The 14,682-nt window shown below is 59.8% G+C and carries 7 protein-coding genes; 5 read left to right on the top strand and 2 right to left on the bottom strand.

The genetic code is table 11. From position 1 onward, the window contains the following. Positions 1-145 precede the first annotated feature (145 nt). Positions 146-3,085 carry a bifunctional [glutamate--ammonia ligase]-adenylyl-L-tyrosine phosphorylase/[glutamate--ammonia-ligase] adenylyltransferase gene (glnE, locus tag PMI23_RS10240; RefSeq protein WP_007915683.1) on the bottom strand — a complete coding sequence of 980 codons (2,940 nt, stop codon included), beginning with the start codon at positions 3,083-3,085 and terminating at the stop codon, positions 146-148. 384 nt (positions 3,086-3,469) lie between these two features. Between glnE and aceE the strand changes: the two genes are divergently transcribed. The 5 genes from aceE to msrA all read left to right on the top strand — a co-directional run bounded on the left by aceE (position 3,470) and on the right by msrA (position 13,553). After that, a complete protein-coding gene (gene aceE / locus PMI23_RS10245; protein WP_007915682.1) occupies positions 3,470-6,115 on the top strand; it encodes a pyruvate dehydrogenase (acetyl-transferring), homodimeric type in 2,646 nt (881 codons plus the stop codon). 11 nt (positions 6,116-6,126) lie between these two features. After that, positions 6,127-8,091 (top strand): dihydrolipoyllysine-residue acetyltransferase, encoded by a 1,965-nt coding sequence (gene aceF / locus PMI23_RS10250; protein WP_007915681.1) that lies wholly within the window; start codon positions 6,127-6,129, stop codon positions 8,089-8,091. 277 nt (positions 8,092-8,368) lie between these two features. After that, positions 8,369-9,766, top strand: coding sequence for an alkaline phosphatase D family protein (locus PMI23_RS10255; RefSeq protein WP_007915680.1), 1,398 nt, complete (start codon positions 8,369-8,371; stop codon positions 9,764-9,766). Positions 9,767-10,009: 243 nt separating this feature from the next. Continuing rightward, a complete protein-coding gene (locus PMI23_RS10260; protein ID WP_007915678.1) occupies positions 10,010-12,706 on the top strand; it encodes a putative bifunctional diguanylate cyclase/phosphodiesterase in 2,697 nt (898 codons plus the stop codon). Between the two features lie 181 nt (positions 12,707-12,887). Continuing rightward, a complete protein-coding gene (gene msrA / locus PMI23_RS10265) occupies positions 12,888-13,553 on the top strand; it encodes a peptide-methionine (S)-S-oxide reductase MsrA (RefSeq protein WP_007915676.1) in 666 nt (221 codons plus the stop codon). 129 nt (positions 13,554-13,682) lie between these two features. On the opposite strand, the gene PMI23_RS10270 is transcribed toward msrA, so the two are convergent. After that, positions 13,683-14,522, bottom strand: coding sequence for a 23S rRNA (adenine(2030)-N(6))-methyltransferase RlmJ (locus tag PMI23_RS10270; protein ID WP_007915674.1), 840 nt, complete (start codon positions 14,520-14,522; stop codon positions 13,683-13,685). Positions 14,523-14,682 lie beyond the last annotated feature (160 nt).

Consider the following 14,682-nt stretch of genomic DNA (forward strand, 5'->3'; position numbering starts at 1 on the left):
CATCTGCGACTCACCGCAGATTCATTGTAGGAGTGAGCCTGCTCGCGATGGGGTCGTTACATTCAACATTGTTGTCGTCTGATACTCCGCTATCGCGAGCAGGCTCACTCCCACAGGGTTTTGCATTCATTCTTACATCTGCGTTTCAGCTTAGCCCCATCTCTTTCCATATCCGCAAAACCCGCCGCCGTTCTTCGACAAACTGGTCTCCGGCAATCACCCCCGCGTCCTTCTGCAAGGCCTGCCGGTGGGCGGCGGAGCGGTAGGCTTTATAGGCCTCGCGCAACAGGCTGGCATCTTCGGCAGGCATCAGCCCTTCGTGTTCCAGCTCTTCCAGAATGCGGATGTTATCGGTCCAGCGCAGCAGTGGCGGGTGGCTGTGCGACCACGCCAGGGCCGCGTATTGCACCATAAATTCAATATCGACGATACCACCGGCGTCCTGCTTGAGGTCGAACGGCGCCGTGGCGTCGAAGGCATTTGCTGCGGTACCGGCTGCGGTGCTCTTGGTGCCAAGGTTATCGCGCATCTTCGCGCGCATCTCGCTGACTTCCTGTTGCAACTTGGCCAGATCACGCGCCTTGCCCAGCACCTGGGCGCGAACTTTCTCGAACGCCTGACCGACATCCTGACTACCGACCAACACCCGCGCCCGCACCAGGGCCTGATGTTCCCAGGTCCAGGCTTCATTTTCCTGATAGCGGGCAAACGCACCCAACGAACTGACCAACAGCCCCGAAGCACCGGATGGGCGCAGACGCATGTCCACTTCGTAGAGCTGACCGGAGTTGGTCTGCGCCGTCAGCAAGTGAATGATCCGCTGCCCCAGGCGCGTGAAAAACTGCGCGCCATCAATCGACTTCGGCCCGTCGGTTTCCGCCTGTGGATCGCCGTCGTGGATAAACACCAGGTCCAGGTCCGAACCATGGCCCAATTCCAGACCGCCGACTTTGCCGTAACCGACAATGATGAAACCTGGATCGCACAAGGTGCCGTCGGTGCGCAGCGGCGTGCCGTACTTGGCCACCGTCTGGCGCCAGGCCAGGGCCAGCACTTGTTCAAGAATCGCTTCGGCCAGCCAGGTCAGGTAATCGCTGACTTTCATCAGCGGCAGGCTGCCGGCAATTTCCGAGGCGGCGACGCGCAAGCGGTGCGCCAGTTTGAAATGGCGCAGGGCTTCCATTTGTTGTTCGAGGTCATCTTCGGGAATCCGCGTCAACCGCTCGCGCAACTCGGCGGCCAGTTCCGGCGCCAAGGGCGGCTTGAACAAACGACCTTCGTTAAGCAATTCATCCAGCAGCAGCGGGAAGCGGGTGATCTGCTCGGCGATCCACGGGCTCGCTGCACACAGTGTCAGCAAGCGTCGCAGGGCGCCGGGGTTTTCCGTCAGCAAGACCAGATAAGCCGAACGCCGGGCAACTGCTTCCACCAGCGGCAGCACGCGTTCAAGCACCAGATCCGGATTGGCATGCTCGACAGCCTGCGCCAACAGACGCGGAATAAAGGCATCGAGACGCTCACGCCCCAACCGCTGCATCGCCCGCAGTTGCGGACTGCTGCGCAATCCGGCCAGCGCCTTCAGAGCTTTGCTGGCATCGGCAAAACCGCCCTCCTCCAACTGCCGGCACGCGGCCTCTTCGTCCTGCGCCTCTTCCCACAGCGGCAGCCATTCACCACCGACCACCACTTCGCTTTCGGCGCCTTCATCTTCATCGGGATCGGCAATCACTTGGGCGAAGTGCCAAGCGACGCGACCCCGCCAGAACATCAGTTTTTCGTGGAAAGCATCCCAGTCGGCGAAACCGAGCATGAAGGCAATGCGTGCCTGATCCTGCGCGCCATCCGGTAGCATCTGGGTCTGGCGGTCGGCGATCGCTTGAATGGCGTGTTCGGTGTACCGGAGAAATTCGTAGCCTTCGCGCAACTCGCTGATCACTGCCGGCGGCAAATAACCCTGCCCTTCCAGCGTACTCAGCACCTTTAATAGAGGACGCTGTTGCAGGCTCAAGTCGCGGCCACCGTGGATCAACTGAAAGGCCTGAGCGATAAACTCGACCTCACGAATCCCACCGGAGCCCAGCTTGATGTTGTCGGCCATGCCCTTGCGCCGCACTTCCTGCTGGATCAACTGCTTCATGGTGCGCAGCGCTTCGATCGCCGAAAAATCGAGGTAACGTCGATAAACGAACGGTCGCAACATGTCGAGCAACTGCGCGCCCGCGACCTGATCGCCGGCCACCACCCGCGCCTTGATCATCGCGTAGCGCTCCCAGTCGCGGCCCTGATCCTGGTAATACTGCTCCAGCGCATTGAAGCTCAGCACCAGCGCGCCGGACGAGCCGTACGGGCGCAGGCGCATGTCGACACGAAACACAAAGCCATCGACGGTCATCGGGTCCAGCGCCTTGATCAAGCGCTGGCCGAGGCGAATGAAGAATTCCTGATTATCCAGCGAGCGCTTCACGCCCACCGTTTCGCCGCCCTCGGGGTAGGCGAAAATCAGGTCGATATCCGAAGACAGGTTCAACTCGACCGCGCCGAGCTTGCCCATGCCGAGGATGACCATTGGCTGCGGCTCTCCGCTGCGGCGGCCGGTCGGCGTGCCGAACTGTTCGCAATGGCGGCTGTACAACCACTGATAAGCCTGGTCGATAGTCGCGTCGGCCATATCCGAGAGATCGCGGCAGGTCTGCACCAGATCGGCCTGACGGGTGAGATCGCGCCAGATGATCCGTACTTGATGGCGGGCGCGCTGACGACGCAGGGCGCGACCGAGTTCATCTTCGTTCTGGGCTGCGTTCACCGCGGCGGCAATCTGCGCGCACAATTCACCCGGTGCGAACGCCCGGTCGAGTTCGCCGGACTGCACCAGTGCAAGCAACATCAAAGGGTCACGAACGCTCTGTTCAATGACGAATTCGCTGGCGGCGGTGACGCGGGCGAACTGCGCCCAGCGCTCTGGCGTCCAGTTCGCCAGGCCGTGATCGTCTTCCAGCGCGGCGACGGCCGTACGGAACGACTGCTCGGATCGAGTGACCAACGGCAGGAGAATGGCAGGCAGTTCGGCAAGCACGGGCAGGGTCATGGTCTATCCTTGATCGGCGTATAAATGGCCGCTTGTAGTGATTGGTGAAAAGCCGCTACCCGGAGGACTGTCGAACAAAAGTTAGAAATAGCTGAAATTTCTTTCTCTTTGGCAGCGAACATCAAAGTTTCACCTTTTTCGGATGGCAAAAGACCAACCTTAACGATTATTCTCACAACGCAGCCGGAGGCCACAAGCCATTCTTCTGTAGTTTTACTACTCGTCTATACATTCGAAAGGCTGAAATGCCGGAAGATTTGTAGTAAAACTACACGCCGCCGGAACAACCTATCGGCAATCCAAGAATTTTAAATCGTCTGCCCACAAGGCCAGTCGCAAACTCAGGCAACCGATTCTGGAAGCCTTTCCGCCCTGGAGCAAGCCATGCAAGACCTCGATCCCGTCGAAACCCAGGAATGGCTGGACGCCCTGGAATCGGTTCTCGACAAAGAAGGCGAAGACCGTGCTCACTATCTGATGACCCGTATGGGCGAACTCGCGACCCGCAGCGGCTCGCAGCTCCCTTACGCCATCACCACGCCTTACCGCAACACCATCCCGGTAACCCACGAAGCACGCATGCCTGGCGACCTGTTCATGGAACGCCGCATTCGCTCGCTGGTGCGCTGGAACGCGATGGCCATGGTAATGCGTACGAACCTGAAAGATTCTGACCTGGGTGGTCACATCTCCAGCTTCGCTTCCAGTGCGACCCTGTATGACATCGGCTTCAACTACTTCTTCCAGGCCCCGACCGACGAACACGGCGGCGACCTGATCTACTTCCAGGGCCACACCTCGCCAGGCGTTTACGCCCGCGCATTCATGGAAGGCCGCATCACCGAAGACCAGATGAACAACTTCCGCCAGGAAGTCGACGGTCAGGGCCTGTCGTCCTACCCGCACCCTTGGCTGATGCCTGACTTCTGGCAGTTCCCGACCGTATCCATGGGTCTGGGTCCGATTCAAGCGATCTACCAGGCACGCTTCATGAAGTACCTGGAACACCGTGGCTTCATCCAGCCGGGCAAACAGAAAGTCTGGTGCTTCCTGGGCGACGGCGAGTGCGACGAGCCGGAATCCCTGGGCGCCATCTCCCTGGCTGGCCGCGAGAAGCTGGACAACCTGATCTTCGTCATCAACTGCAACCTGCAGCGCCTCGACGGCCCGGTTCGCGGCAACGGCAAGATCATCCAGGAACTCGAAGGCGTGTTCCGCGGTGCTCAGTGGAACGTGACCAAAGTCATCTGGGGCCGTTTCTGGGACCCACTGCTGGCCAAAGACGTCGACGGTATCCTGCAACGTCGCATGGACGAAGTCATCGACGGCGAGTACCAGAACTACAAAGCCAAAGACGGCGCGTTCGTCCGTGAACACTTCTTCAACACGCCAGAACTCAAGGCGATGGTTGCTGATCTGTCCGACGACGAGATCTGGAAACTCAACCGTGGCGGCCACGACCCGTACAAGGTCTATGCGGCGTACCACGAAGCGGTCAACCACAAAGAACAACCTACCGTTATCCTCGCCAAGACCATCAAAGGTTATGGCACCGGCGCCGGCGAAGCGAAAAACACTGCGCACAACACCAAGAAAGTCGACGTCGACAGCTTGAAGTTGTTCCGCGACCGCTTCGACATCCCGGTCAAGGACGAAGAACTGGAGAACCTGCCGTTCTTCAAGCCAGAGCCAAACAGCGCCGAAGCCCGCTACCTCAGCGAGCGTCGCACTGCACTGGGCGGTTTCGTGCCGCAGCGCCGCGCACAGAGCTTCAGCGTGCCGACTCCGGACCTGGACACCCTCAAGGCCATCCTTGACGGCTCCGGCGACCGTGAAATTTCCACCACCATGGCGTTCGTGCGGATCCTCGCGCAACTGGTCAAGGACAAGGAAATCGGCCCGCGCATTGTTCCGATCATCCCGGACGAAGCCCGTACCTTCGGTATGGAAGGCATGTTCCGTCAGCTCGGCATCTACTCGTCCGTCGGCCAGCTCTACGAGCCAGTCGATAAAGACCAAGTGATGTTCTACAAGGAAGACCAGAAAGGTCAGATCCTTGAAGAAGGCATCAACGAAGCAGGCGCCATGAGCTCGTTCATCGCGGCCGGTACTTCGTACTCCAGCCACAACCAGCCGATGCTGCCGTTCTACATCTTCTACTCGATGTTCGGCTTCCAGCGTATTGGCGATCTGGCCTGGGCCGCTGGCGACAGCCGTACCCGTGGCTTCCTGATCGGCGGCACCGCCGGCCGGACTACCCTGAACGGTGAAGGTCTGCAACACGAAGACGGTCACAGCCACCTGCTGGCCGCGACCATCCCGAACTGCCGCACCTACGATCCAACCTACGGCTACGAGCTGGCGGTGATCATTCAGGACGGCATGAAGAAGATGACCGAAGAGCAACAGGACATCTTCTACTACATCACCGTGATGAACGAGTCGTACCAGCAGCCAGCCATGCCGGCCGGTGCCGAAGAAGGCATCAAGAAAGGCATGTACCTGCTCGAAGAAGACACCCGCGATGCGGCGCACCACGTACAGCTGATGGGCTCCGGCACCATCCTGCGTGAAGTCCGTGAAGCGGCGAAGATTCTGCGTGAAGAGTTCAACGTTGGCGCCGACGTCTGGAGCGTTACCAGCTTCAACGAACTGCGTCGCGACGGCCTCGCTGTCGAGCGCAGCAACCGTCTGAAGCCTGGCCAGAAGCCTAAGCTGAGCTACGTCGAAGAGTGCCTGAACGGCCGTAAAGGTCCGGTCATCGCCTCTACCGACTACATGAAGCTGTTCGCCGAGCAGATCCGTCAGTGGGTACCGTCCAAGGAATTCAAAGTCCTCGGCACCGACGGTTTCGGCCGCAGCGACAGCCGCAAGAAACTGCGTCATTTCTTCGAAGTCGACCGTCATTTCGTGGTGTTGGCAGCCCTGGAAGCACTGGCTGACCGTGGTGATATCGAACCTAAAGTCGTGGCTGAAGCCATCGTCAAGTTCGGCATCGACCCGGAAAAACGCAACCCACTGGACTGCTGAGGAGACATTTTGTGAGCGAACTCATTCGCGTACCTGACATCGGCAGCGGTGAAGGTGAAGTAATTGAACTGTTTGTGAAGGTCGGCGACCGTATCGAAGCCGACCAGAGCATCCTGACCCTGGAATCGGACAAGGCCAGCATGGAAGTGCCGGCCCCGAAAGCCGGCGTCATCAAGAGCCTGAAAGTGAAGCTGGGCGACCGTCTGAAAGAAGGCGACGAACTGCTTGAACTGGAAGTCGAGGGCGCCGCTGAAGCGGCCCCTGCTCCGGCTGCTGCTCCGGCTAAAAAGGCCGAAGAGAAACCGGCCGCCGCTCCTGCCGCGGCTGCGCCTGCCGCTGCTCCTGCTGCCGCTTCGGTTCAGCAAGTGCACGTGCCGGACATCGGCTCGTCGGGCAAAGCCCAGATCATCGAGATCCAGGTCAAGGTCGGCGACACCGTCGAAGCTGATCAATCTTTGATCACTCTGGAATCCGACAAGGCGAGCATGGAAATCCCGTCGCCTGCCGCTGGCGTGGTCAAGGCCATCAGCGTCAAGCTCAACGACGAAGTCGGCACTGGCGACCTGATTCTGGATCTGGAAGTGGCGGGTGCTGCGGCCCCTGCTGCTGCCGCTCCGGCTCAGGCTGCTGCACCGGCCGCTGCCGCTGCGCCTGCTCCGGCAGCCGCGCCAGCAGCACCGGTTGCCGACAGTGTTCAGGACATCCACGTTCCGGACATCGGTTCGGCTGGCAAAGCCAAGATCATCGAAGTGTTGGTCAAGGCTGGCGACAGCGTTGAAGCCGACCAGTCGCTGATCACTCTGGAATCCGACAAGGCGAGCATGGAAATTCCATCGCCTGCCGCTGGTGTGGTGGAAAGCGTTTCCATCAAGCTGGATGACGAAGTCGGTACCGGCGACCTGATCCTCAAGCTGAAAGTCAAAGGCGCGGCCCCTGCTGCTGCCCCGGCTCCAGCTGCCGCTGCTGCTCCGAGCGCTCCGGCACCTGCCGCGGCTGCTCCGGCTGCCGCTGCACCTGCTGCTGCCGCTCCAGCCGCCGCACCGGCCAAGCCGGGCGCGAAAGTTCACGCCGGTCCAGCCGTGCGTCAACTGGCTCGCGAGTTCGGCGTCGAGCTGAACGCTGTCGGCGCTAGCGGCCCGCACGGTCGTATCTTGAAAGAAGACGTGCAGGTTTACGTCAAAGCGATGATGCAGAAGGCCAAGGAAGCACCGGCCGCTGCAGCAGGCGCAACCGGTGGCGCGGGCATCCCGCCGATTCCGGTCGTTGATTTCAGCCGTTTCGGCGAAATCGAAGAAGTGCCGATGACTCGCCTGATGCAGATCGGCGCGTCGAGCCTGCACCGCAGCTGGTTGAACATCCCGCACGTGACTCAGTTCGATTCGGCTGATATCACCGAGCTGGAAGCGTTCCGCGTCGCGCAGAAAGCCGTTGCAGAGAAGGCCGGCGTCAAGCTGACCATCCTGCCGCTGCTGCTCAAGTCGTGCGCGCACATGCTCAAGGAGCTGCCGGACTTCAACAGTTCGCTGGCGCCAAGCGGCAAGGCGATCATCCGCAAGAAATACGTGAACATCGGCTTCGCCGTCGACACCCCGGATGGCCTGCTGGTACCGGTCATCAAGAACGTCGACCAGAAGAGCCTGTTGCAACTGGCAGCCGAAGCCGCTGCGCTGGCCGCCAAAGCCCGCGACAAGAAGCTCACCGCTGACGACATGCAGGGCGCTTGCTTCACCATTTCCAGCCTCGGCCACATTGGCGGCACCGGCTTCACGCCGATCGTCAACGCGCCGGAAGTGGCGATCCTCGGTGTTTCCAAGGCAACCATCCAGCCAGTCTGGGACGGCAAAGCCTTCCAGCCGAAACTGATGCTGCCGCTGTCGCTGTCCTACGATCACCGTGTGATCAACGGCGCCGCTGCCGCACGCTTCACCCAGCGTCTGGGCAGCCTGCTGGCCGACATCCGCACGATCCTGCTGTAACTCGGTCGGCCCTCCAGCAACGGAGGGCCGATTGCTGCACCCTTTCGAGCGCCACACGCTCGTACCTCAACCCCGTCAGTTTGGCGGGGCTTTTTTTTGCCTGAAGAAACATACCCTCTCGTCTTTTTCCCACACGTCGCGCTGACATCGGCCACAACCCCGGTCGACTTGGCCCCGATCTTTTTTATTCGATACGCAACTAACCTAGCCCCAACCAATTCAACTAAGAAAAATTAGTAGAACCCTGTTAATCAAAGTTAACTCGAATGGATTCGACATGTTAAAACCAACTATCGGCCCGATTGTCGGCCACGTCACAACTGATCACGCGCGCATCTTCATACGGGGCGATCAGCAGAATAAATCACCGGTATTTGCCGCAGTGCGTTTTCGCAGTTCCGGTACACAACAATGGTCGAAAGGTAACTTCGCCCGCCTGAGCGAATTACGCGACATGTCTGAAGTATTCGCCCTCAACAATTTGAATAGCGACACCGAATATGAATATCAGGTCGGCTGGTTCAGCCCGATGAATCCGGTGCACACCCCGGACAGCGTCGCCGAACTGCCGCTGCAATGGCCACGAGAGATCTATCGTCTGCGCACCCGCTCCAGCAAAGCCCTGCAACCCAAAGCCTATATCGTCGGCTCCTGCCGCTACCTGCGCATGACCGCCGGCATCGCCTCCCTGCCGCAATTGGGCGATCGGATCTTCGCGTCCATCAACCAATTGATCGAGGGCATACAACCACCGATCAGCGCGGTATTGATGACCGGCGATCAAATCTACGTCGACGATTTGAATCTGCTTGCACCGGATCGCGAATATAAAGACATCCTGAGCAAGTACCGCGCGGCTTTTTCTCAACAGAATATAAAACGACTGATGGCCGGCACTTCGACTTACATGATTCTCGATGATCACGAAATCGAAGATAACTGGCCCGCCAATGCCAGCAAGTCCGACGGCGACTTATACCGTAATGCCATGGCCGCCTATGAGTTGTATCAGGCCAGTCACAGCCCGGCACATCCGCTGACAACTAACGGAGATATAGATCACGCAACACTCGAGCATTACTGGTATCAATTCAGCGATGGCGATATTGAATGGTTTGTGACTGACAGTCGCACCCGCCGCAACTTGTCAGCCGATGACCGACGCATCCTCGACGAGGCACAGGAACAGGCCTTGTTGAAATGGCTGAGCAACAGCGAGGCGCGGGTCAAGTTCGTGGTCACCAGCGTGATGTTCTATCCGGATCGCAAACTTCATGGCGATGACGCCTGGAAAGCCTTCCCCGAACAGCGCCTGCGCCTGCTGGAAACCATCCGCACCCAGCGTATCAAGAATGTCGTGTTTATTTCGGGTGACGTACATGGCTCGCTGACCGCTCGCCTGAGCCACAGCGAAGACCCGGACTTCGAAGTCCACACCGTGGTGTCCTCGCCGCTGTGCAACAGCAAACTGCTGCCGTACGCCAAAGCGTCCACGTTCATTCTGGATCAACCGCTGGTGCGCACGGCGGCGGGCGATTATCGGCATGAACTGACGAGCAGCGTGGTGAGTGAAGACAATTTCGCTCATCTGGTGGTCGAGGCGGGCCAGATTCAGGTCAATTACCACGACCGCGATGGCAAACGCCTGCAATCGATCACCCTCCCACTGCGTTGAATTGCCGGCCAAAAAGACGCCGTTGCGGGGCACAAACCGCTCTGCAACGGCAGTCTTTCAATGCAACAGGATTACTTTTTACCGCACGCTGGAGAAATCTTCAGCGCAGCCGACATATTCTTATAGCACTTGGCCTTCATGTCTCTTGTCAGTCGGTGCCGCAATGATGCAACCTTGCCGCAGGCAACAGTAAAGAGGGCGAGAGCCCGGCGCGTTCAGCATATTTCCAAGCGAGTTCCCTTCATGAAGAGCCAACCCGATGCCGCCAGCCGTATGGCGGCCGAGGTAGTGACGCAGTTGCCTGTGCCCTCGCGGCTCGGCATGCTGCGTTTCGAGCGCTTGAATGAAGCCAGTTGGGCCATGCTGTTTCTCGATCCCAACTGCGAACGCCAGTTCGGCCAGCCGGCCGTTGAGCTTTGCGCGCTGGTCGGCTCACCCTACGCCAGCCTGATGGAACCCGAAGCGCGCTATCAACTGCACGATGCGATTCAGCAACAGCTGACCGCCAGCCCGCATTATCTGGTGCGCTATACCCTGCACACGGCTGCCGGTGCGCTGAACATCCTTGAGTTGGGCGAAGCCTACAAACAGCACAATCGTCACCTGCTGCGCGGCTATCTGCTGGCGGTCGATCACGTCTTCGACGAAGTGTCGCTGCTACCCTCCGTCGATCTCGAAACACAGAATTCGCGCCTGCAAATCGCCCTCGAACTCAACCAACGGGCGCAGCAGGAACAACTGCAGCACCTGGAACGCGTACGCGCCCAACAGGACCTGATTCTGCTGCTCGCCCGTCAGCGCTACAGCACGCATAACTCGCTGCAGGAAGCCGCCGAGCTGATCACCCGCTGCGCCTGCGATATCTATGAAATCGACTGCGCCAGCCTGTGGAACCTCGAAGGCCAGCAGTTGGTGCCGATCTCCGCGTACCACCGCGCGACCCAGGAATACATCCTCCCGGACGTGATCGACATCAGCAGTTTCCCCGACTACATGGAAGCTCTGCACAGCAGTCGCGCCATCGACGCACACAACGCGATGCGCGACCCGCGCACCCGAGAGATGGCCGAAGCGCTGCGCCCGCGCGACGTCAACGCCATGCTTGATGCGAGCATTCGCGTCGATGGCCAAGTAGTCGGCGTGCTGTGCCTGGAGCAGACCGGCGTCACCCGCGCCTGGCAGTCCGACGAAATCGCCTTTGCCGGCGAGCTGGCCGACCAGTTCGCGCAAGTCATCAACAACCACAACCGCCGCACCGCCACCAGCGCCCTGCACCTGTTCCAGCGTGCGGTCGAGCAAAGCGCCAACGCCTTTTTGCTGGTCAATTGCGACGGCGTGGTCGAGTACGTCAACCCGAGTTTCACCGCGATCACCCAGTACACCACCGAGGAAGTCCACGGCCAGCGCCTGTCCGAGCTGCCGGCACTGGAGAACCTCAGCGAACTGCTGTTCGACGCGCCCTCGGCGCTGGCCAAGAGCAACAGTTGGCAGGGCGAATTCAAGAGCCGCCGGAAAAACCTCGAACCGTACTGGGGCCAGCTGTCGATCTCCAAAGTCTATGGCGACAACCGCGAGCTGACGCACTACATCGGCATCTACGAAGACATCACCCAGACCAAACTGGCGCAGCAGCGCATCGAGCGTCTGGCCTACACCGACAACCTGACCAACCTCGGCAATCGCCCGGCATTTATCCGTAATCTGGACGAACGCTTCGCCCGCGATAGCGATACGCCGATCAGCCTGTTGCTGGTGGACATCGACAACTTCAAACGGATCAACGACAGCCTCGGTCACCAGACCGGCGACAAACTGCTGATCAGCCTGGCCCGACGCCTGCGCAACAGCCTGAGCCCAAGCGGCAGCCTCGCGCGGTTCGCCAGTAACGAATTTGCCGTGTTGCTCGACGACACCGATCTTGCCACCGGCCAGCAGATCGCCAACCAATTGTTGGCGACGCTGGATAAACCGATGTTCGTCGACAACCAGTTGATCAGCGTTACCGGATCGGTCGGCCTGGCGTGCGCGCCGCTGCACGGTCGTGATCCGCAAACGCTGATGCGTAACGCTGGCCTGGCGCTGCACAAGGCCAAGGCCAACGGCAAACATCAGGTGCAAGTCTTTACCGAAGCGCTGAATGCCGAGGCCAGTTACAAACTGTTCGTCGAAAACAACCTGCGCCGCGCCCTGACCCAGAATGAGCTGGACGTGTTCTACCAGCCCAAGCTGTGCCTGCGCAGCGGGCGCCTGCTGGGCATGGAAGCGCTGCTGCGCTGGAACCACCCGGAACGCGGCATGATCCGCCCGGACCAGTTCATCAGCGTCGCCGAAGAGACCGGCCTGATCATTCCGATCGGCAAGTGGATCGCGCGCCAGGCCTGCCGCATGAGCAAGGCACTGACCGCCGCCGGCATGGGCAATCTGCAAGTGGCGATCAACCTGTCGCCCAAGCAGTTCTCCGATCCGGATCTGGTCGCCTCGATCGCCAACATCCTCAAGGAAGAAGCGCTGCCGGCCTATCTGCTCGAACTGGAACTGACCGAAGGCCTGCTGCTGGAAGCCACCGAAGACACGCACTTGCAGCTCGACCAGCTCAAGCGCCTCGGGCTGACGCTGGCCATGGACGACTTCGGCACTGGTTATTCGTCGCTGAGCTATTTGAAAAAATTCCCGATCGACATCATCAAGATCGATCGCAGCTTCATCCATGAAATCCCCGACAATCAGGACGACATGGAAATCACCTCGGCGGTGATCGCCATGGCGCACAACCTGAAACTCAAGGTCGTGGCCGAAGGTATTGAGACCGCCGAGCAACTGGCGTTCCTCCGTCGTCATCGTTGCGACGTCGGCCAGGGTTACCTGTTCGACCGGCCGATTCCGGGCGGCGAACTGATCCAGGCGCTGAAACGCTACCCGCGCGGCCCGCTCTGCCTCTAACTCCCGCCGCCCCTCATGTAGGAGCTGCCGCAGGCTGCGATCTTTTGATCCTGTTTTTCAAAGACAAGATCAAAAGATCGCAGCCTTCGGCAGCTCCTACATTGGATAGTGCGAAGTCGGTCATCATTCGGCACACTGGCGGTCTGACTTTTTACATCCAACCTGACTGAGAGGAACGATCATGGTTCTGCGCTCGGAAATTCTGGTGAACAAAAACGTGCTCCCGACTAAAGAACAAGCTCTGCCCGGCCGCGAAACCGCGATGACCCTGCCTGAAAAGCACTTCGTCTTCGAACAAACCCCGCTGCTTGGCCCGTTTTTCCAGGACGTCGACTTTGCGATCTTCGGTCTGGGCTGCTTCTGGGGTGCCGAGCGCCGCTTCTGGCAGCGTGAAGGCGTGGTCAGCACGGTCGTCGGTTATGCCGGTGGTTTCACGCCGAACCCGACCTACGAAGAAGTCTGCTCGGGCCTGACCGGCCACGCGGAAGTGGTACTGGTGGTGTATGACAAGGCCAAAGTCAGCTATGAAGAGCTGCTGGCGATGTTCTGGGAACTGCACAACCCGACGCAGGGCATGCGCCAAGGTAACGACATCGGCACGCAGTACCGCTCGGTGATCTATGCGACTTCGCCTGAGCATCTGGATGCGGCGCTGAAGAGCAAGGCGACCTATCAGGCTGAACTGTCGAAGGCGGGTCTGGGCGAGATCAGCACCGAGATCGAACAGGCGCCGACCGTGTACTTCGCCGAGGCGTATCACCAGCAGTATCTGGCGAAGAATCCTGAGGGTTACTGTGGGATTGGCGGCACCGGCGTGTGCATGCCAGCGAGCTTGGCGGGTAACTGACCCTTTAAAGCAAAAGATCGCAGCCTTCGGCAGCTCCTACAGGAGATCAGTGATCGTCCGCACATTGGTGGACGACGCCGAACTGGGTAGGAGCTGCCGCAGGCTGCGATCTTTTGATCTTGCCGTTGATCAGCTCTCGGCGATCAACCAATCCATCTGCCAGCCACCCTGGGTCTGCCCCAGCTTCTTCGACAACCACGGCAGCAACTCACGCAATTCTTCCTCCAGCCCCCACGGCGGATTGGCAATCGCCATGCCCGAGCCGTTCAGGCTGTTCGGCGTATCCAGCGGATGCACCAGCAGCTCCACGCGCAGCAACTTCGGCGCACCGGTGCCAGCCAGATCCTGATAGAACCTGCGCAACGCACGCTGATCCTTCACCGGATACCAGATCGCCGCCACGGTTTGGCGCATGCGGCCAATCGCCTCTTTCAACGACGCTGCGCAACGCTGCATTTCATCGAGCTGCTCGAACGGCGGATCAATCAGCATCACCGCACGCTTCTCCTGCACCGGCAACATCGCCCGTGCCACGTGCCAACCCTCGCCCAGATGAACCTTGACCCGACGATCACCGGCCATGTTGTCCTTGAGCAGTACGCCGTCTTCCGGGTGCTTCTCGTTGAGCATCACCCGATCCTGCGGGCGGGTCAGGCGCCGCGCCAGCTCCGGCGAACCCGGGTAGTAGCGCAACTGGCCATCCGGGTTCATCTCGTGCAGCACCTTCATGTAGTCGGCGGTCAGCGCTGGTAAATCCGGCTGATCCCACAAGCGCGCGATGCCTTCCAGGTACTCACCGGTACGGTTGGCCTGATCACCCTGCAAGTCATACAGACCGATGCCGGCGTGCGTGTCGAGATAGGCAAACGGCTGCTCCTTGCGCGACATCAGGGCGATGAGGCGGGTCAAGGTCAGGTGTTTGAACACATCGGCGTGATTGCCGGCATGGAAGGCGTGACGATAATTCATGGCTGCTCCTGCGAAGGGCGCAAAGTTTACCTTTTACCGGGCGGCAAGTCAGGGGTTGGCGGCTGAGCGGACAAAAGCCTTTCCCTCACCCTAGCCCTCTCCCGGAGGGAGAGGGGACTGACGGTGGTGATCTTGCGAGTTACATCGACCTGAAAGATCG

Origin of the sequence: Pseudomonas sp. GM24, from assembly GCF_000282235.1 — a bacterium.
Classification (GTDB): Bacteria; Pseudomonadota; Gammaproteobacteria; order Pseudomonadales; family Pseudomonadaceae; genus Aquipseudomonas.